Consider the following 16873-nt stretch of genomic DNA (forward strand, 5'->3'; position numbering starts at 1 on the left):
ATTCGACCGTTCGGCCACCTGAGGCGGGATGGAAGGCGAACCCGAACAGCTCAGTTTCGAAGCCGCGCTTGCGCGGTTGGAGGATATCGTCCGGCTGCTGGAGCGGGGCGAGGCGCCGCTCGATCAGTCGATCGACCTTTATCAGGAGGGCGACCGGTTGAAGCGGTTGTGCGAAGAACGCCTGAAATCCGCCCAGGCCCGGATCGACCTGATCGCGCTTGGCCCCGACGGGAGTCCGAAGGGCATGGCTCCGTTCGATGGCAGCTAGCCTAGTGACGTCGCCGGCCGTGGACCTGATGGCGGAGGCCCGCATGGTCGCGGGCGCCGTCGACGAACTGTTCGGCGCGCTGCTGGCCAGCAAGGGCGACGGCCGCGATCGGCTGTACGCGGCGATGCGTCATGCGGCGATCGGGGGCGGCAAGCGGCTCCGCCCGCTGCTGACGGTCGCGGCGGCACGGCTGTTCGCGATCGATGAGGAACGTGCGCTGCGGGCGGGAACGGCAGTGGAAGCGATCCACGTCTATTCGTTGATCCACGACGATCTGCCGTGCATGGACGACGACGACCTGCGCCGGGGGAAGCCGACGGTCCACAAGGCGTTCGACGAAGCGACCGCGGTGCTGGCCGGCGATTGCTTCCATGCCCTGGCATTCGAAGTCCTAGCGCACGAGGCCACCCACGAGGACCCGTTCGTGCGTGCCGAACTGGTGCTCGAACTGGCCAAGGCGTCGGGCACCGATGGCATGGCCGGAGGGCAGATGATGGACCTGGCCGCCGAAGGTGAGGCCCTGGACCTGCCGGCGATCACCCGGCTGCAGCAACTCAAGACCGGCGCGTTGATCGAATATGCGGTGGAAGCTGCGGCAATCATGGCCCGCCTGCCGCACGACGCCCGAACGCCCCTGCGCGGCTATGCCCGCAATATCGGCCTGGCGTTCCAGATCGCCGATGATTTGCTCGATCACTCCGGCGACGAGGCAAGGGCCGGCAAGCGGCTTCAGAAGGATGCCGAAGCCGGCAAGGCCACCTTCGTCTCGCTGATGGGCGAGGAGCGGGCGCGGGCCCAGGCGGACATGCTGGTCAACCAGGCGATCGAGCATCTGCACGATCATGGCGAGCAGGCCGACCTTCTCCGCGCCATCGCGCGCTATGCGGTTGAGCGGGATCGGTGATGGAACGAGTCGCGGTTTATCCAGGGACGTTCGATCCCATCACGCTGGGGCACTTGGACATCATTCGACGGGGCAGCCGGCTGGTCGACCGGCTGGTGATTGGGGTTACCACCAATCCGTCGAAGGCGCCGATGTTTTCGGTCGCTGAGCGCCTTGCGATGGTCGAACGTGAAACGGTGGACGTCAGCAACGTTAGCGTGGTCGAGTTCGACAGCCTGCTCATGGACTTCGCCGAGGCCCAGAGTGCAGGCATGATCCTGCGCGGTCTGCGGGCGGTCGCCGACTTCGAATACGAATATCAGATGGCCGGAATGAACCAGCAATTGAACGACCGGATCGAAACGGTTTTCCTGATGGCGGACGTGTCGCTGCAGCCGATTGCGTCAAGGCTGGTGAAAGAAATCGCGCGCTACGGCGGCGCCATCGAAAAGTTCGTGACGCCCGCCGTCGCGGCCGACGTGGCTGCGCGGCTTGGCCGTTCCTGAGGGGTGAAGATGCTGAAGACCTTGTTCGCCTTGCCGCTTGCGACGCTGGCCACTGTTGCCGCGGCCCAGACGGCTGCACCTGCGCCTGCCGCTCCGCCGGCCGCGGCTGCCACCCAGGCGCCGGCAACGGCCACTCCGGCGCTGAAGACTGTTCCGATCAACGCACCGGCCGAAGTGGTAGCGGACGCCAGCAACCAGCTGACGCTGGAGCTGTCCAATGGTGGCCGGGTGCTGATTCAAATGCGTCCCGACGCGGCGCCGCAGATGGTGCAGCGGATCAAGACGCTGGCAAGTGCCGGTTTCTACAACGGGCTGACCTTTCACCGGGTCATCCCCGGCTTCATGGCGCAGGGCGGCGACCCGCAGGGAGACGGGTCGGGCGGCTCTCAGCTGCCGGATCTGCCGGCCGAGTTCAATTCGCTGCCGCATTTGCGGGGAAGTGTGGCGGCGGCGCGTGCCGAGGATCCGAACAGCGCCAACAGCCAGTTCTACATCATGTTCACGCCGCGGGTCAGCCTGAACGGGAAATACACGGTCTTCGGACGCGTGATCCAGGGCATGCCTTTCGTCGACCAGATCGCCCAGGGCGAACCGCCGGCCGAGCCGACGCGGATCGTGCGCGCCAGTCTGGGCGGCGCCGCGCAGCCATCCGCCGAGGCTCCGACGCCTAGCCGGCCGGGCACCGTCGACCAATTGCCCGAAGCCCAGCCGCAGCCCGACGAGCTCGCTCCGAAGCCTCAGCAATAAGGCGCTAGCGCAGCCCGGGCCGCGCCCGCTAACGAACGGCCATGCGCGTTGACCTGTTCGATTTCGACCTTCCACAGGAGCTGATCGCTCTGCGGCCCGCGCGGCCGCGTGATTCCGCCCGGCTGCTGCAGGTCGCGGGCGACGCGGTGTCGGATCACAATATACGCGACTTGCCGAAGCTGCTGCGGGCCGGTGACGTGCTGGTGTTCAATGATACCCGGGTGATCCCAGCGCAGCTGGAAGGCCGGCGGGGAGAGGCCAAAGTCGGCGCGACCCTGCACAAGCGGGAGGATCTGCGCAGCTGGTGGGCCTTTGTCCGCAACGCAAAACGCCTGAAGATCGGCGACATCGTGACGTTCGGTGGCGGAGTCGAAGCGACAGTCGAGGCCAAGGGCGAGGACGGAGCGATCCTGTTGCGCTTCGTCGGCGAGGAGACGGTCGAGGTGCTGCTGCACCGCGCGGGGACCATGCCGCTTCCGCCCTATATCGCCAGCAAGCGGCCGATCGACGCCCAGGACGCCGCCGACTACCAGACGATGTTCGCCGCCAGGGACGGGGCGGTCGCTGCGCCGACAGCTTCACTGCATTTCACCGACCGGCTGATCGACGCGCTGGATTCGGCCGGAGTGAAACGGGAGACGCTGACGCTGCACGTCGGCGCGGGCACTTTCTTGCCGGTGAAGGTGGATGATACGGCCGACCATCGGATGCACGCTGAACGGGGCCGGATCGATGCTGCGACGGCGGATCGGCTGAATGCGGCCCGGGCGGCTGGTGGGCGGCTGATCGCGGTCGGGACGACGTCGCTTCGCCTGCTGGAAAGCGCGGCAAGTGAAACGGGCAGCATCGAGCCGTTCGAAGGCGATACCGCGATCTTCATCACGCCGGGCTATCGCTTCCGGGCCGTCGACGGGCTGATGACGAACTTCCATCTGCCCAGATCGACGCTGTTCATGCTGGTCAGCGCGCTGATGGGGCTGGATAGGATGCAGCAGGCCTATGCCCATGCGGTGGGACAAGGCTATCGCTTCTACAGCTATGGCGACGGCAGCCTGCTGCTACCGCGCGGGTAGAATGGCCTCGACGATGTCGGCGGCGCGGGTGCGGCCTCCGGCCCCGGCAATCTCCGCCGCGATCGGCCTGACGCGCTGGCGAAAGCCCTCGTCGGCCAGCATCCGACGGATCTGATGTGCCAGATCGCGCCGTGCCAGCCGCTCGCCAAGGCCGTGGTGGAGGATCCGGGCGAGGTTCCCCTTCTGGTCGAACGCGACTGGCCGAACCAGCAACGGCACTCCGCAGGCGAGGGCATCAAGGACCGTATTGCTCCCACCGTGCGTGATGCAGAGCGCTGCTCGTTTCAGGACGGCACGATAGGGTACGAAATCGGCGACGAAGGTGGCGCCAATGCTGTCCGCTTCCGCCGGCCTTAGCTGACCGCCATGCGCTACCAGCAGGTCTGCGCCGGCGTCCCGGCAGGCCTTGGCGACAGAGCGGAAAAGAGCGAGCCGGCCGCCCTGAAGCGTGCCGAAGCTGGCAAAAACCAGCGGTCGATCAGGGGCGAAAGCGAACGGGAGCGGGTCGTCACCCGTCTCTTCCGCCGGACGACGAAGCGGTCCGACGCCGGTGAAAGGAGGTGGTTCGGGGCGGGGGAAGTCGTAGCCGGGCACGACCTGCGCGATATGCGCCGTGGGGCTGAGGCAATCTTCGAGGGTGCGGCGGCGCGGAACAAGACCGAACCGGTCGGACCACTGACCGATCACCCGATGTTGGCGGCGGCTAAGCAGGTCGCCGATCCGGGTCGCCGCGCGCAACCGCTGGATGCCCTTGGGAGTAGGGTCGTAAGGCCAGTCGAGGAAGGGCAGCGGGACGCCCGGCGTGCTGTTGATCGGCAAGGCGGCAGCGATGCTGGCGAACGGTAGCCCAAGCCCTGCCGCCAACAGCCCGCCAGCCGGCTCCAATTGATCGGCGACGATGGCGTCGGCCTGGATCTCGCGCAGGATCGGGCGTGCTCCGGCGCACAGCTGGTCGGTCATCGCCGCGCTGTCGGCGATCGTGCGCAGAGTGCCGAGGAGGCCCGCCGGGCTGGTGGCGTTTCGCAACACCCGCTCGACCGGTGGGTCGGTCGGGCGTCCCGGCACCCGCCGGACCGGAAGGGACGTGCTGCTGCTAACTTGAGCGCCTGCGTTCAGCACGAAGGTCGCGCGATGGCCACGCCGCTCCAACTCCTCGCCGAGGACGCCGAGCGAGTGGATGTGGCTCGCGAAGGGCGGGCAGATCAGCGCGAAATGGGCCATGCAGGCTCAGGCCTGTAGCGAGCCTCTGCGCCGTTGTCTCTCGGTAGGCAGCGCCCACCACGGGGTGCCGGGGCTTTGATGGTGTTCGCGGTGATAGCCGAAGTGAAAGCAGGTCAGGAGCGAGGCGAGCCAGCCATATTCGTTGCTGCGCGCCCGATGCTCGTCGGCGAAGGGTGCGTGATCGTGGCGGTGCGGCAGATAGGTGCCGAAATAGAACAGCTGCAGCGACGAAAGCATGGCCGGCAGCGCCCAGAACAGCAGCAGGTTGGGGATGGCCGCGCCCAGCACCAGCACATAGGTCCAAACCGGCACGTTGAGGATCGCGAATTCCCGCCACCCGAAGTAGCGGCGCATGAAGCTGTAGTACCAGGGCCAGAAACGGGTTGGGTGCGTGGCGGAAAAATCCGGGTCGCGCTCGGTCCCGACATGGCGGTGATGGTCGAAATGCTTGGGGGCTAGCCGGTCCATCGAGAAGCCTGCGTAAAGGCCCAGCGCGAGCCGGCCCATCCACTTGTTCACCGCCTGCCGCCCGGGGGCGAGGCTGCCGTGCATCGCGTCGTGCGCGACGATGAAAAGCCCGACATTCAGCCACACGATCAGCGCTATCAGCGGGGGTGCCAGAAACCGTCCTGTCGTTGTTCGGAGATCGTGGAAAAAGACGCCATAGACGTGCAGCGCCAGCCACGCCGCCATGATCAGGCCGGCGAGACCAAGGCCGATGAGCGTTTGCCGCCGCCGTTGTGCCTCGCTGAGCATAAACCTCTATGTAGGCCTTTGCTTCAGTTGGCGAAATAGGACCAAAGCAGGCGTGCGGTCATGGCGATCGATCCGGCGACCAGCAGCGGCCGGATGAGCCGCGCTCCGAACTTCATCGCCGTATGGCTGCCGAGCCAGCCGCCCAGCATCGCCCCGGCCGCCATGCAGGCCCCCAGCAGCCACCAGATATGGCCGCCCCATGCGAACAGCAGGACGGAAGCGATGTTGCTGGTCCAGTTGAACAGCTTGGTAAGCGCAGTCGCCTTGGTCAGCCCATAGCCGCGCAGGGCAACGAGCGTGGTCGTGAAGAAGCTGCCAGTGCCCGGACCGAAGAAGCCGTCATAGAAGCCGATGGCCCCGCCGATCGGAGCGTAGCCGTTGCTAGTCACGCGGTGGTGGGCGTTTTCGTCGGTCATTCGTGGGCTGACGAGCACGTACAGTGCGACGCCGAGCAGGAACAAGGGAATGATGAGCTGCAGCAGGCGGGTTTCGACCTGCTGGACGACCCAGCAACCGACGGCCGCACCTACGAATACCACCAGCACGGTCGGCAGGTTCCGGCGCCACTCGATCAACCCGGTCCGGCCATAGTTGGCCATTGCGACCATGGTTCCGAACATGCTCTGCAGCTTGTTGGTGGCTAGCGCCTGGAGGGGAGGCATGCCGGTGAACAGCAGGGCCGGCATCATGATGAGGCCGCCGCCGCCGGCGATGGCGTCGATGAAGCCGGTCAGGACGGCGACTGCGGTGAGGGCGGGATAAACCCAGGGCTCGATCATCGCGCGCGGCTGTAGCGAGGGCGGGCGAGTGCGGCTAGGAGCCGCCCCAGATGACGCGTTTCGACTTTTCCATCGCCGCCACCGACGGCAAGGCCCGCACCGGCATCGTCCGCATGGCCCGGGGCGAGATCCGCACGCCCGCCTTCATGCCGGTCGGCACGGCGGCGACCGTGAAGGCGGTCAAGCCTGGGGACGTGCGGGCCGCCGGGGCCGATATCATCCTCGGCAATACCTATCACCTGATGTTGCGGCCGGGGGCCGAGCGGGTCGCGCGACTTGGCGGACTGCATCGCTTCATGGGGTGGGAACGGCCGATCCTGACCGACAGCGGCGGGTATCAGGTCATGAGCCTGTCCGATCTCACCAAGGTCACGGAGGAAGGCGTGTCGTTCCGCAGCCACCTCGACGGCGCGCGGCACATGCTTAGCCCGGAACGGTCGATCGAGATCCAGCGCCTGTTGGGGTCGGACATCGTGATGCAGTTCGACCAGCTGGTTCCGACCACCTCGTCACGTGACCAGCAGGCGGCGGCCATGGAGCGGTCGATCCGCTGGGCGCGCCGGTCGCGGGAAGAATTCGACCGCGGCGGCGAGCATGCGGCGCGCGCGGCGCTGTTCGGCATCCAGCAGGGCGCACTGGACGAAGGATTGCGCAAGGCTTCGGCCGACGCCTTGGTCGAGATCGGATTCGACGGTTATGCGGTCGGCGGCCTGGCGGTCGGCGAGGGGCAGGAGGCGATGCTCGCTTGCCTCGACTTCGCGCCGGACCAGCTGCCGGCCGACAAGCCGCGCTACCTGATGGGCGTGGGCAAGCCCGACGACCTGGTCGAGGCGGTGCGGCGCGGAATCGATATGTTCGATTGCGTTTTGCCGACCCGCAGCGGGCGGACCGGCCAGGCCTTCACCGCCGACGGCCCGATCAACATTCGTAACGCCCGGTTTTCGGAGGACCAGGAGGCGCTCGAACCTGGCTGTCCCTGTCCGGCCTGCTCCGGCTGGAGCCGGGCCTATGTTCACCATCTGGTGCGCTCGGGTGAGATTCTCGGTGCGATGCTGATGACCGAGCATAATTTGTGGTTCTACCAGCGGGTCATGCAGGGCTTGCGTTCCGCAATCGCCGAGGGGCGGCTGGACAGTCATGCGACCGCTTTCCTCGATCGCTATCGCGGACGCAGCTAAGGTGCCGAAGATGCGCCGCAAGTCGGATCTGCCAAGCAAGATCTGCGCGGCCTGCGGCTTGCCGTTCACCTGGCGCAAGAAGTGGGAACGGGATTGGGAGCAGGTGAAGTACTGCTCCGACCGGTGTCGCGCGCACAAGGCCCGTACCGAAGAGTAAGGCCGGCGACGGACAGGAGGACGGCTTCCAGTCCCGCATAACAGTAATCAGAAGGTCAAAATTCAGTGACTTATCTGTTGTCACTGATGCTACATATTGCAGTCGCCGAAAAGACGTAAGGAATTGCTTCTTTCCACCGCATGGCGGTCGGGACGGTGGCAAAAAATTGCGAGGCGGAGGACGTGTTCGACGTCCCGACCAGCATTCTCCTTTGTACGGAGGACGCGCGCATCGAACGCTGGCCTTTTGACGACAGGTTGGTGTCCTGGACACGCTGCATCGGCGCTCCGGCCGGTCTGCAGGCGCTCGAACAGCATCATGATGCGGCAGTGATCGCCACCAGGAGGCTGGACGACTGGGCGTTGCAGTGGTGCCGATCGGCCCGATCCATGCTGGGGGAGCGAGCGCCGCCGTTATTCATCTGGACCCAGGCGCCGGGCGATCATCGGGCCGCCATCGATGCGGGGGCGACCGATCTGGTAGATGGTTCCATCTTGTCGCGGAGCGACGTCGTCCGCCTGTGGGCGCATATGCGGCGGCGGGAGATGCCGGGAAGTCCCGACACGGTGCTGCGTTTCGGTGGACTGGTGCTGGACCTCGATGCCGTGAAGGTCCGGCGCAACGGCCGCACGATCGCCCTGTCAGCGCTGCAGCGACGCCTGCTCCAGATCATGCTGGAGCGGCCGCATCATGTCTTCACCCAGGCCGAACTGGAGCAGCAGCTGTGGGACGGCCGGCCGATCGACGGTGCGAACCTTCGCACCTGCATGCGGCGGCTGCGCCATGCGCTGAATGGGGAGGGCGAGGTTGAACTGGTGCGGAATATACGCCAGGCGGGCTATGTCCTGGCAGGCGAGTAACGCCTAGCCGAGCCGGACCGAAAGGAAGCTGGGCAGCGGACCGTTCCACTCGCCGGCTTCCACTGGTTCCCGGTCCGACTCCATCTCTGGCTCCCGCTGGCGTTCGCGCTCAGGTTCACGCTCGGGCGAGCGATCTCTCGGCGCAGGCGCTTCGGCGGCCTGCCGCTTCCGCTTGGGCTCGGCCTTGCGCTCCCGCCGCTCACGCTTTGGCTTCTCTTCGGGCGCCGCCTCGTCGGCAGCAGCAACTTCAGTCGTCGCATTCGCTGCTGGCGCGCTTTTGGCGACCCGAGGGATGGAGATGCCGGTCAGCTTCTCGATCCCGGCGACCGCTTCCGCATCCTCGCGCGTGGCGAGGCTGATCGCAATGCCCTTTGCTCCCGCCCGGCCGGTGCGGCCGATGCGATGGATGTAATCGTCGGGCTGCCAGGGAACATCGAAATTGATGACATGGCTCACGCCCTTCACGTCCAGCCCGCGGGCCGCGACGTCGGAGGCGACGAGGATGTTGATCTCGTCCTGCTTGAACCGGTCGAATTCGGCGATCCGGGCCGATTGCTCCATGTCGCCGTGGATCTGGCCGACCGCGAAACCGCTGCGCTTCAGGGAGGTGTAGAGATCGCGCACCGTGGTCTTGCGGTTGGCGAAGATGATGGCGTTCTTGACCTCTTCGTGACGCAGCAGCTCCCGCAGCACGTCACGCTTCTTGTCGCTGCGGGTTTCGACCAGCCGCTGCTCGATATTGATGTTGGCTGTCGCGGGGCGTGCGACCTCGACGGTCTTCGGGTCTGTCAGGAACTTGGACGCCAGCTTCTGGATCGGCGGCGGCATGGTCGCGGAGAACAGCAGGGTCTGGCGCGACCTCGGCAGCTTGGAGCAAATCTCCTCGATGTCGGGGATGAACCCCATGTCGAGCATTCGGTCCGCTTCGTCGATAACCAGCAGCTCGCACCCCGTGAGCAGGATCTTGCCGCGGGTGAACAGGTCCATCAGCCGACCGGGGGTGGCAATCAGCACGTCGACGCCCTTTTCGAGCGCCTTCACCTGATCGCCCATCTGCACACCGCCGATCAGCAGGGCCATGGAAAGCTTATGGTACTTGCCGTATTTGTCGAAGTTCTCGGCGACCTGCGCGGCAAGCTCACGGGTTGGTTCAAGGATCAGACTGCGCGGCATCCGCGCCCGGCTGCGCCCATGACCCAGAATATCGATCATCGGCAACACGAAGGCCGCGGTCTTGCCGGTGCCGGTCTGCGCGATGCCGACCAGATCCTTGCCCATCAGGACGGGCGGGATGGCCTTTTGCTGGATCGGCGTGGGCTCGGAATAGCCGCTATCCCCAACGGCGCGCAGAAGTTCATCGGAAAGGCCGAGATCGGCGAATGTCATGCAGTTGAAAGTCCGAAAAAAGGGCGGCTCCACATGGGCTTCGCCATCACTCCGCGCCCTGCGTCACAAGGGGCGCGAAGTCAAGGAAAGCCGCTATTTCGGCGCCGTTGGCACCATTGTTCGAAACCGGTCGATGCCACAGCTCTGGCCGATCCGATTGCGGATCTCGTCCCGACGGGCGCAAATCTCACCTTCCTCGGGCGACAGGTAGAAGCCGCCGTAAAAATCGAGCGCGGTGCATTCGTCGCTCATCTTCGCGCGGATGCGGCGACGGTCGCGCAGCAAAAAATCGATGCTGCTTTCATCGTGCAGCGCGGCGGCGACCAATGCGTCCGCCTTGATGCACTTGGGTCCCTTCTTTTCCACCCAAAGCACGGGCCAGCCAATTCTCTGGCGCACAACCGGGACCTTCAGCACGGTCTCGTCGCGAAAGGTCATGCGGCTTGTGGTGGGACCACCCGCTTCCACCCCGAACAGGCCGAGCACCGTGGACAGCAGGGACAAGGCGGGGAGTAGCAAGCTGGGATGGCCCTGATGGGAGGAACGTGGCGACGGGGTGGACAGCAGGCGTTTAACAGGGGGTGAACCTGTGCGGGAAAGCGGGCTTGCAACTCGGCGTGCCCCGACCTAGAGCGCACCGCGCTGAGCGTCCGGCAAGCCGGGCGCACGCTGCGTCATCATGGCGCCACATCCCAGGAGTTCAAGTCGATGGCGACTGCCGCGCCCAATGCGTTGCCCCTTCTCTACAATCAGCTGGAGCCACTCAGCAGCCAGCAGCATGGTTCGCTCAAGGTCAAGGGTCTGGAAGCTCTTCCGGCGCTGGCCTCGACCCATGCCATCCCGGTTACGGTGGACGAATTCTCGATGGTCCAGCGGACCTATCCGATCATCTTCTCCGTCGGCGATGATCCGGTGCCGCTGGCGCTGATGGGTCTCAACGAGGGCGTGAACACGTTCGTCGACGCCGCCGGCAAGCCGACCGAGCCGGGCAATTACATGCCGGCTTATCTGCGCCGCTACCCCTTCCTGCTCGCCCGGCTGCGGCCGGATTCGGATGAGCTGTCGCTGTGCTACGACCCGACGTCCAACACGATTGGTGAGTTCGAGGACGGCCAGGCGCTGTTCGACGGCGACCAGCCGAGCGAGGCGACCAACGCCGTGCTGCAGTTCTGCGAACAATTCGAGACCGCGGGCCAGCGCACCCAGATGTTCATGGCCGAATTGAAGACGTCGGGACTGCTGATGGACGGTGAAGTCGCGATTCAGCCGGAAGGCGCGGAGCAGCCCTTCGTGTATCGCGGCTTCCAGATGGTCGACGAGGAAAAGCTGCGTGAAATGCGTGGCGACGAGCTGCGCAAGATGAACCAGAACGGCATGCTTCCGCTGATCTTCGCCCATCTGTTCAGCCTTGGTCAGATTCGCGACGTGTTCGCCCGCCAGGTGCAGCAGGGCCGGGGCCCGATCCCGTCTCCGCAGGCGCCGACCCCCGTCGAGGCGTGAGCCAAGCGCGCCGGACCGTTCCGGCGCGGTCTTGCGAAGGAAGGGCGCTCACCCCACTTCGTGGTCAAGCCAGGCACGCGTTCCTCCCCCTTTCGCGGGCTTGGTCCGACGCACTTTCCCGATAGTGCGTTCCTCCCTGAACTGGCCGTCCCTTATTGCGAGGGGCGGCCATTTTTCATTCCGCTGCGATAGGAAGCGCCGTTCGCTCCAGCAGCGCCTCGCCCAGCACCCGCGCAACCGTTTCCAGAAGTCGCGCCATTCGATCGAAGCCCTCGCCAGGATGGCGGAGGTTGCGGTCGAGGTAGGTGGAGCGGTCGATTTCGACCTGTAGCGCGTGCACGCCCTGCGTCGGCTGAGCGTGGTGCTCGACGATCCAGCCGCCGGCATAGGGATCGTTGAGGGTCACCGCGAACCCAGCCTCCTCCACGGTCCGGCGAGCCAGATCGCCGAGCCAGCGACCGCAGCTTCGTCCGTGGCGATCGCCGAGCACAACCGGAGCCTGCTTGCCCGGACGAGGCGGCATGGAATGGCAATCGAGCAGCAATACCTCGTCAAACCGACGGCGGAGTGCCAGCAAACCGTACGATACCGCCTGTTGATAGGGCAACCAGGCTTCCGCCTTCCGCCGCTCGACTTCCGCCATCGCCAGCTTGCGCCGCCAAAGCTCGCCATGGCGCGGCGTCCGGCCAGGGATGAGGCCGAGGCCGCCGCGGGCGCGGGGACCCGGGTCGGCGTCCGGGGCCATGCTGACGGTGGCAGGATCGATCTCGTCCGGAGACCGGTTGCAGTCGATCGCGGCGCGCGGGGTCCGGGCGATCACTGCCGGCAATCCGAGCCCAATGGCCCGCCAGGCGAGACGGTCGACCAGCGGGTCTTCCAGCGGCTCGAGCGCCGCCAACCCGCGCCGCGCTTCCCGGATCAACCACGAAGGATAGTCGCGCCCGGAGTGGGGGATGGAGAGCAACACCGGCAGCCCGCCCGTCGACGGTAACAGCAGGGGCGGGACGAGTGGGATGCGGGTCACTGCGACGCTCCTGCTACGCCCGGCGGCGTCCCCGATCAACGGATGCGACCGGACGATGCTCCGCAGGATGGAAAATGTTAAGCGTTGGGCGCATAAGCTTGCTCCCATGTACCGGATTCTGCTTGCCGAGGACGACACGTCGATGCGGGAGTATCTCGCTCGTGCCCTGACGCGGGTGGGATATCACGTCAGCTCGGTCGGCTGCGGGACTGAGGCGATGCCTTTGCTCGAATCCGAACAATTCGATCTCTTGCTGACCGACATCGTCATGCCCGAGATGGACGGAATCGAGCTGGCACAGAAGGCGGCCGCGATCGACCCGGCGATCCGGGTGATGTTCATCACCGGTTTCGCGGCAGTTGCGCTCCAGAGCGGGCGGACTGCGCCGGAGGCGAAGCTGCTGAGCAAGCCGTTCCACCTGAAGGACCTGGTGGCCGAGGTCGACCGTATCTTCCAGACCGAGGATGCACACGGCCGGCTCTAAGCCAGATGGACCTGCTCCGCCGCCGGAGTCTTCGCGGTCTCCCTGAAATTAGGTTGCAGACTTGCCAGTGCGCCCTTCGGCGGATTGAGCATCGGCTTCTCGCGTCGCTGCGAACGCAATCGGGTGTTGCGCCCGCCGTTCATGCCGACTAGAGGCCCTCACCGTGGGCGTGTAGCTCAGTGGTAGAGCACTGTGTTGACATCGCAGGGGTCGCAAGTTCAATCCTTGCCACGCCCACCATTTCTTCCCTTTTTATCAAACACTCAGGCGCCTGACGGCGTTTGGTCAGCTGGTCCCTGGCTGCCGTGCGAGCGGCATTGTCAGGCAGTGGACCCCTCCGCCACATTGGGTGAATTCGGACAGCGCGACGGTGTAAACCTCGAACCCCAGTCTTTTCACTTCTTGGTCCACCCGAGGCGCTGACCCGCTGGAGATGATCCGTTTGCGCCCCAGCGACAGCACATTGGCGCCAAGACTGCCGATCTCGTCCTCCCGCACAGGAACGATCCGGATCCCAAGCTCTTCGATCGCTGCGATGAATGCAGGTTCGAGCTTGTCCATGCAGGCCAGCGCGACGTTGCGATCGATGATGCAGAAATGCGTGTCCAGATGAAGAAGATTCGGATCGATCGTGGTTGTCGTCACGGTCCAGCCGCGCTGGGTAAAGATGCTGCCGAGCGCGGTGGCGCCTTCCTCGTCGGTGCGGTCATCCGAGATGCCGATGACCAGGTGGCCGGGCCGCAGCAGGCAGACGTCGCCGCCTTCGACACGGCCCCGGCCGACCCGGCCCAGAATGGGAACGGCGGCGGCGCGGGCCGTCGCCATCACGGCGTCGACCTCGGCCCGCCGATGCTCGGCGCCGGGACGAAGGCCGATTAGGCCCCATGGCGTCATCAGGCTGGTGTCGCGAGTGAAGGACAGGTCGGGGAGGTCCGCGACCGGCTGCACCATCCGGACCCGCACACCTAATGCGACCAGCAGGTCGGCCAGCGCACGATGCTGCTGCCCGGCACTGATGCTGCACGAACTGCGCCCCTCTCGCAGCGCTTCCTCGCTGACCCGGTTGCAGGGGACGATGCTGAGGTTGCGGGGCGATGCGAGAAGAACCTCGCGCAGCAACCCGTATTCGCTGTCCGTCCCAAGCGCTGCCTGCCGGTCGGTCGCGCTGCGGAATTCCGGTTCGGACAGGCTGACGGCGGTGCGTTCGCTGAGCGGCAAGATGACCTCTGCGGGTATGGAAGCTGATTTGACTGCGGGCCCGACGTCGGGCTCGTCAGTTCACAACCAGAAGCGCGCGCAGGCGTTCCCGATCCGCCCGCAGCCGATGGGTAAAGAGCAAAGGCCTTAGACCCCGCAGGGCAAGCGGCACCCTTTTCGTCAGGAGACGATCGGCTCCAGCACTCGAATTGTGCCCAATCCCGCATCGATCTCGACCCGCGCACCGACCGGCAAACTCAATTGATTGGCCACGTGGCCGATATTGGCGCCGGAAAAGGCCGGCGCGCCCAGCGGAAGGAGATAGTCCTGGAGGAGTTGCGGGAGCGTGAAGCCGATGTACCCATCGATCCCGCTCGTGCAGCGGGTGCACTGGCCGAAGACCACTCCCGAAACCTGTCGCAGGATGCCGGACAGGGCGAGTTGATTGATCATTCGGTCGACCCGGTATTCGGCTTCACCAACGTCTTCCAGGAACAGGATCGCGCCCTTGAAATCGGGCATCCACGGGGTCCCGACCAGCGTCGTCAGCACCGACAGGTTTCCGCCCAGCAGCCGGCCGCGAGCCTTGCCCGGCCGAATTGTGGTGACCGGCAGCCGTGGCGAACCCGGCGCCGAGGCCAGGGGGAGGGTTTGCCCGCCCAGGGTTGGGGCAGCGCCGGCAAAGGCGAGGCTGTGCAAGCTGTTCCAGCTGGTTTCCTGCCAACTGCTGGCCGCATTGGGCGCGTGGATCGTCGGAAAGTCTGCCCGTGCCGCGATCGCCAGATGGAGCGCGGTGATGTCGCTCGAGCCGATCAGCAATTTCGGATTAGCGCGGATGGTCTTCCAGTCGAGCCGGGGAAGCAACCGCGCCGATCCCCAGCCGCCACGGATAGCGAAGATGGCGCGGACCTGATCGTCGCGGAACATCTCGTTCAGGTCGGCCGCGCGCTGGGCGTCGGTTCCGGCCAGGTAGCCGTGACGCGCACCCACATATCTCCCGATGCTGGGAACCAAGCCCATGGCGGCAATGGTGGCCTTCACGGCCTCGATCTGGGCCGCGTCATCGCTGAAGCCCGCCGGTTCGACCAGCCCGACCATGTCGCCGCCGCGGAGGCGGGGCGGCATGCGCCTTGGCCGCGCCTCCACGGGAAAACCGGGCAGCAGGCTAGTTGCGGCGAAGGCGCCGGCGCTGCCGATGACCATGCGTCGGTTCAACATGGCTCGGTTCTAGCAGAGGGCCGTTCATCCGCCAGACGGGGTGACGGTGGCAGGCATTTATTCCAGCGCGCCACCTGTGCTAGGCGACCAACGCCGGCAGTTGCGGGCATGTTCGAGGAGTGCAGCGTTGGCCGATCCGATTTCAGATGATGCACAAATTGGGATCGAAGGACTGGACGAGGTTCTCGGCGGCGGGTTGCATCGGGCCCGGACGTTCCTGCTGGAGGGAAACCCCGGCACCGGCAAGACGACCATCGCGCTGCAATTCCTGATCACCGGTGCGGCTGCGGGCGAGCGCTGCTTGTATGTCACCTTGTCCGAGTCCGACGACGAATTGCGCGCAACCGCGGCCTCTCACAATATGGATGTGGCCGGGATCGAGATCTTCGAACTGATCCCGCCCGAGGACCTGCTCAACGACGAGCAGCAACAAAGCCTCCTGTATTCCTCAGATCTTGAGCTTGGCGAAACCACCAGGAGGATCTTCGAAGCATTCGAACGCATCCAGCCGGATCGGGTGGTGATCGACAGCCTGTCCGAAATTCGCCTGCTCGCTCAAGGGTCGCTCCGCTACCGGCGACAGATCCTGGCATTGAAGCATTATTTTGCCAAAAGCCGCGCCACCGTATTGATGCTCGACGACCTTACCACCAACGTCGATGACCGGACGGTGCATTCGGTCGCACACGGAGTGCTGCGCCTGGAAGAGCTGATGCCGGAATATGGCGCGGAGCGGCGCCGGATGCGGGTCATCAAGTACCGGGGGCGGCGCACGCGCGGCGGCTATCACGATTTCCAGATCAAGACCGGCGGCGTCCATGTCTATCCGCGACTGGTGTCGGCCGAGCACCGCAGGGACTTCCCGCGGGACGTGGTCGCCACCGGCTCGGACGAATTCAACCAATTGTTGGGTGGCGGGATCGAGCGTGGATCGAGCGTGCTGGTGCTGGGCCCGGCGGGCACCGGCAAGAGCCTGTTGCTGCTGACCTTCATCGAGAACGCGGTCGCTCGCGGCGAGAAGGCGGCGATGTTCGTGTTCGACGAGGAAATCGGTTTGCTGATCGAGCGGGCGATGGGCCTTGGCATCGATTTGCAGGCCATGATCGACAGCGGGGATCTGCTCCTTGAACAGATCGACGCGGCGGAACTGTCGCCCGGCGAATTTTCATCCCGAGTGCGCGCCTGCGTCAAGGAGAAGGGCGCCAGGACGGTGATGCTGGACAGCCTCAACGGCTACAACGCGGCAATGCCCGGCGAACAGGCGTTGGTGCTCCACCTCCATGAGCTGCTGCAGTATCTCAATCGGCAGGGCGCGACGACGTTCCTGACCGTCGCGCAGCACGGGTTGGTCGGCGACATGCGGTCCCCGGTCGATGTCACCTATCTGGCCGATACGGTGATCCTGCTTCGTTATTTCGAGGCGGTCGGCCGGGTGCGACGGGCCATTTCGGTCGTCAAGAAGCGGACCGGCTTTCACGAAGACAGCATCCGCGAATATCAGATCGGCGGACGCGGGATTACGCTGGGCGATCCGCTGATCGGCTTCCAGGGCATCCTGCGCGGTGTTCCCGAACTGATGGATCACGCCGACCTGCTGAATCGCGAAGACGCTTGAAGCGGACCACCGTTTCAAGCC

The 16873-nt window shown here is 65.5% G+C and carries 19 protein-coding genes and 1 tRNA gene; 12 read left to right on the forward strand and 8 right to left on the reverse strand.

Annotation, left to right across the window (positions count from 1 at the left end):
* Nucleotides 1-28: 28 nt before the first annotated feature.
* From AC4GYS_RS08065 to queA, 5 genes are read left to right on the forward strand one after another with little or no spacing between them, the layout of a single operon-like run.
* Nucleotides 29-268 carry an exodeoxyribonuclease VII small subunit gene (locus AC4GYS_RS08065; RefSeq protein ID WP_491108570.1) on the forward strand — a complete coding sequence of 80 codons (240 nt, stop codon included), beginning with the start codon at nucleotides 29-31 and terminating at the stop codon, nucleotides 266-268.
* Nucleotides 258-1172, forward strand: a complete 915-nt coding sequence (locus AC4GYS_RS08070; RefSeq protein ID WP_491108571.1) for a polyprenyl synthetase family protein — start codon at nucleotides 258-260, stop codon at nucleotides 1170-1172. Before AC4GYS_RS08065 ends, AC4GYS_RS08070 begins: the two co-directional genes overlap by 11 nt.
* On the forward strand, nucleotides 1172-1657 hold the full coding sequence (gene coaD / locus AC4GYS_RS08075; RefSeq protein ID WP_491108572.1) for a pantetheine-phosphate adenylyltransferase: 486 nt from the start codon (nucleotides 1172-1174) through the stop codon (nucleotides 1655-1657). Before AC4GYS_RS08070 ends, coaD begins: the two co-directional genes overlap by 1 nt.
* A gap of 9 nt (nucleotides 1658-1666) precedes the next feature.
* The gene (locus AC4GYS_RS08080) at nucleotides 1667-2404 is read left to right on the forward strand and encodes a peptidylprolyl isomerase (protein ID WP_491108573.1); all 738 of its coding nucleotides are present in this window, start codon (nucleotides 1667-1669) and stop codon (nucleotides 2402-2404) included.
* Nucleotides 2405-2445: 41 nt separating this feature from the next.
* A complete protein-coding gene (gene queA / locus AC4GYS_RS08085; protein WP_491108574.1) occupies nucleotides 2446-3477 on the forward strand; it encodes a tRNA preQ1(34) S-adenosylmethionine ribosyltransferase-isomerase QueA in 1032 nt (343 codons plus the stop codon).
* Here queA and AC4GYS_RS08090 read toward each other — a convergent pair.
* Genes AC4GYS_RS08090 through AC4GYS_RS08100 form a run of 3 tightly spaced genes read right to left on the reverse strand, consistent with a single transcriptional unit; the run spans nucleotide 3463 to nucleotide 6233 of the window.
* Nucleotides 3463-4698, reverse strand: a complete 1236-nt coding sequence (locus tag AC4GYS_RS08090) for a nucleotide disphospho-sugar-binding domain-containing protein (RefSeq protein ID WP_491108576.1) — start codon at nucleotides 4696-4698, stop codon at nucleotides 3463-3465. The two genes, queA and AC4GYS_RS08090, sit on opposite strands and share 15 nt — an antisense overlap.
* Before the next feature lie 6 nt (nucleotides 4699-4704).
* Complete coding sequence (locus AC4GYS_RS08095; protein WP_491108577.1) at nucleotides 4705-5454, reverse strand: fatty acid desaturase; 750 nt, start codon at nucleotides 5452-5454, stop codon at nucleotides 4705-4707.
* A gap of 23 nt (nucleotides 5455-5477) precedes the next feature.
* Nucleotides 5478-6233, reverse strand: a complete 756-nt coding sequence (locus tag AC4GYS_RS08100; protein ID WP_491108578.1) for a TSUP family transporter — start codon at nucleotides 6231-6233, stop codon at nucleotides 5478-5480.
* Between the two features lie 50 nt (nucleotides 6234-6283).
* Here AC4GYS_RS08100 and tgt point away from each other — a divergent pair, with 50 nt between their 5' ends.
* From tgt to AC4GYS_RS08115, 3 genes are all read left to right on the forward strand, one after another.
* Complete coding sequence (gene tgt / locus AC4GYS_RS08105; RefSeq protein WP_491108579.1) at nucleotides 6284-7411, forward strand: tRNA guanosine(34) transglycosylase Tgt; 1128 nt, start codon at nucleotides 6284-6286, stop codon at nucleotides 7409-7411.
* Between the two features lie 10 nt (nucleotides 7412-7421).
* Entirely contained in the window at nucleotides 7422-7568 is a 147-nt protein-coding gene (locus AC4GYS_RS08110) for a DUF2256 domain-containing protein (protein ID WP_491108580.1), read from the forward strand.
* 140 nt (nucleotides 7569-7708) lie between these two features.
* On the forward strand, nucleotides 7709-8428 hold the full coding sequence (locus tag AC4GYS_RS08115; protein ID WP_491108581.1) for a winged helix-turn-helix domain-containing protein: 720 nt from the start codon (nucleotides 7709-7711) through the stop codon (nucleotides 8426-8428).
* A gap of 3 nt (nucleotides 8429-8431) precedes the next feature.
* Here AC4GYS_RS08115 and AC4GYS_RS08120 read toward each other — a convergent pair whose 3' ends face one another.
* Both AC4GYS_RS08120 and AC4GYS_RS08125 read right to left on the reverse strand, forming a co-directional pair.
* Entirely contained in the window at nucleotides 8432-9814 is a 1383-nt protein-coding gene (locus AC4GYS_RS08120; RefSeq protein WP_491108582.1) for a DEAD/DEAH box helicase, read from the reverse strand.
* 93 nt (nucleotides 9815-9907) lie between these two features.
* Nucleotides 9908-10318, reverse strand: coding sequence for a hypothetical protein (locus AC4GYS_RS08125; RefSeq protein WP_491108583.1), 411 nt, complete (start codon nucleotides 10316-10318; stop codon nucleotides 9908-9910).
* Nucleotides 10319-10522: 204 nt separating this feature from the next.
* On the opposite strand from AC4GYS_RS08125, the gene AC4GYS_RS08130 reads away from it, so the two are divergent.
* The gene (locus tag AC4GYS_RS08130) at nucleotides 10523-11314 is read left to right on the forward strand and encodes a SapC family protein (RefSeq protein ID WP_491108584.1); all 792 of its coding nucleotides are present in this window, start codon (nucleotides 10523-10525) and stop codon (nucleotides 11312-11314) included.
* 175 nt (nucleotides 11315-11489) lie between these two features.
* Here AC4GYS_RS08130 and AC4GYS_RS08135 read toward each other — a convergent pair whose 3' ends face one another.
* Entirely contained in the window at nucleotides 11490-12338 is an 849-nt protein-coding gene (locus AC4GYS_RS08135; protein ID WP_491108585.1) for an N-formylglutamate amidohydrolase, read from the reverse strand.
* 106 nt (nucleotides 12339-12444) lie between these two features.
* Between AC4GYS_RS08135 and cpdR the strand changes: the two genes are divergently transcribed.
* Both cpdR and AC4GYS_RS08145 read left to right on the forward strand, forming a co-directional pair.
* Nucleotides 12445-12822, forward strand: a complete 378-nt coding sequence (gene cpdR, locus AC4GYS_RS08140; RefSeq protein ID WP_491108586.1) for a cell cycle two-component system response regulator CpdR — start codon at nucleotides 12445-12447, stop codon at nucleotides 12820-12822.
* A 165-nt stretch (nucleotides 12823-12987) separates the two neighbouring features.
* Nucleotides 12988-13062 (forward strand) — tRNA-Val (locus AC4GYS_RS08145).
* 45 nt (nucleotides 13063-13107) lie between these two features.
* On the opposite strand, the gene AC4GYS_RS08150 is transcribed toward AC4GYS_RS08145, so the two are convergent.
* Together AC4GYS_RS08150 and AC4GYS_RS08155 are read right to left on the reverse strand one after the other, a co-directional pair.
* On the reverse strand, nucleotides 13108-14040 hold the full coding sequence (locus AC4GYS_RS08150) for a dimethylarginine dimethylaminohydrolase family protein (protein ID WP_491108587.1): 933 nt from the start codon (nucleotides 14038-14040) through the stop codon (nucleotides 13108-13110).
* Between the two features lie 159 nt (nucleotides 14041-14199).
* Entirely contained in the window at nucleotides 14200-15237 is a 1038-nt protein-coding gene (locus AC4GYS_RS08155) for a S66 peptidase family protein (protein WP_491108588.1), read from the reverse strand.
* A gap of 127 nt (nucleotides 15238-15364) precedes the next feature.
* Here AC4GYS_RS08155 and AC4GYS_RS08160 point away from each other — a divergent pair, with 127 nt between their 5' ends.
* Complete coding sequence (locus tag AC4GYS_RS08160) at nucleotides 15365-16852, forward strand: ATPase domain-containing protein (protein ID WP_491108589.1); 1488 nt, start codon at nucleotides 15365-15367, stop codon at nucleotides 16850-16852.
* Nucleotides 16853-16873 lie beyond the last annotated feature (21 nt).

This window comes from Sphingomonas sp. SP1, assembly GCF_058313395.1.

What these genes read in the sequence shown, in the direction of transcription:
- coaD (WP_491108572.1), top strand. Translation starts at nt 1,172, where the DNA reads ATGGAACGAGTCGCGGTTTATCCAGGGACGTTCGATCCCATCACGCTG.
- AC4GYS_RS08120 (WP_491108582.1), bottom strand. Translation starts at nt 9,814, where the DNA reads ATGACATTCGCCGATCTCGGCCTTTCCGATGAACTTCTGCGCGCCGTT.
- cpdR (WP_491108586.1), top strand. Translation starts at nt 12,445, where the DNA reads ATGTACCGGATTCTGCTTGCCGAGGACGACACGTCGATGCGGGAGTAT.
- AC4GYS_RS08070 (WP_491108571.1), top strand. Translation starts at nt 258, where the DNA reads ATGGCAGCTAGCCTAGTGACGTCGCCGGCCGTGGACCTGATGGCGGAG.
- AC4GYS_RS08095 (WP_491108577.1), bottom strand. Translation starts at nt 5,454, where the DNA reads ATGCTCAGCGAGGCACAACGGCGGCGGCAAACGCTCATCGGCCTTGGT.
- AC4GYS_RS08100 (WP_491108578.1), bottom strand. Translation starts at nt 6,233, where the DNA reads ATGATCGAGCCCTGGGTTTATCCCGCCCTCACCGCAGTCGCCGTCCTG.
- AC4GYS_RS08115 (WP_491108581.1), top strand. Translation starts at nt 7,709, where the DNA reads ATGGCGGTCGGGACGGTGGCAAAAAATTGCGAGGCGGAGGACGTGTTC.
- queA (WP_491108574.1), top strand. Translation starts at nt 2,446, where the DNA reads ATGCGCGTTGACCTGTTCGATTTCGACCTTCCACAGGAGCTGATCGCT.
- AC4GYS_RS08080 (WP_491108573.1), top strand. Translation starts at nt 1,667, where the DNA reads ATGCTGAAGACCTTGTTCGCCTTGCCGCTTGCGACGCTGGCCACTGTT.
- tgt (WP_491108579.1), top strand. Translation starts at nt 6,284, where the DNA reads ATGACGCGTTTCGACTTTTCCATCGCCGCCACCGACGGCAAGGCCCGC.
- AC4GYS_RS08110 (WP_491108580.1), top strand. Translation starts at nt 7,422, where the DNA reads ATGCGCCGCAAGTCGGATCTGCCAAGCAAGATCTGCGCGGCCTGCGGC.
- AC4GYS_RS08130 (WP_491108584.1), top strand. Translation starts at nt 10,523, where the DNA reads ATGGCGACTGCCGCGCCCAATGCGTTGCCCCTTCTCTACAATCAGCTG.
- AC4GYS_RS08155 (WP_491108588.1), bottom strand. Translation starts at nt 15,237, where the DNA reads ATGTTGAACCGACGCATGGTCATCGGCAGCGCCGGCGCCTTCGCCGCA.
- AC4GYS_RS08090 (WP_491108576.1), bottom strand. Translation starts at nt 4,698, where the DNA reads ATGGCCCATTTCGCGCTGATCTGCCCGCCCTTCGCGAGCCACATCCAC.
- AC4GYS_RS08065 (WP_491108570.1), top strand. Translation starts at nt 29, where the DNA reads ATGGAAGGCGAACCCGAACAGCTCAGTTTCGAAGCCGCGCTTGCGCGG.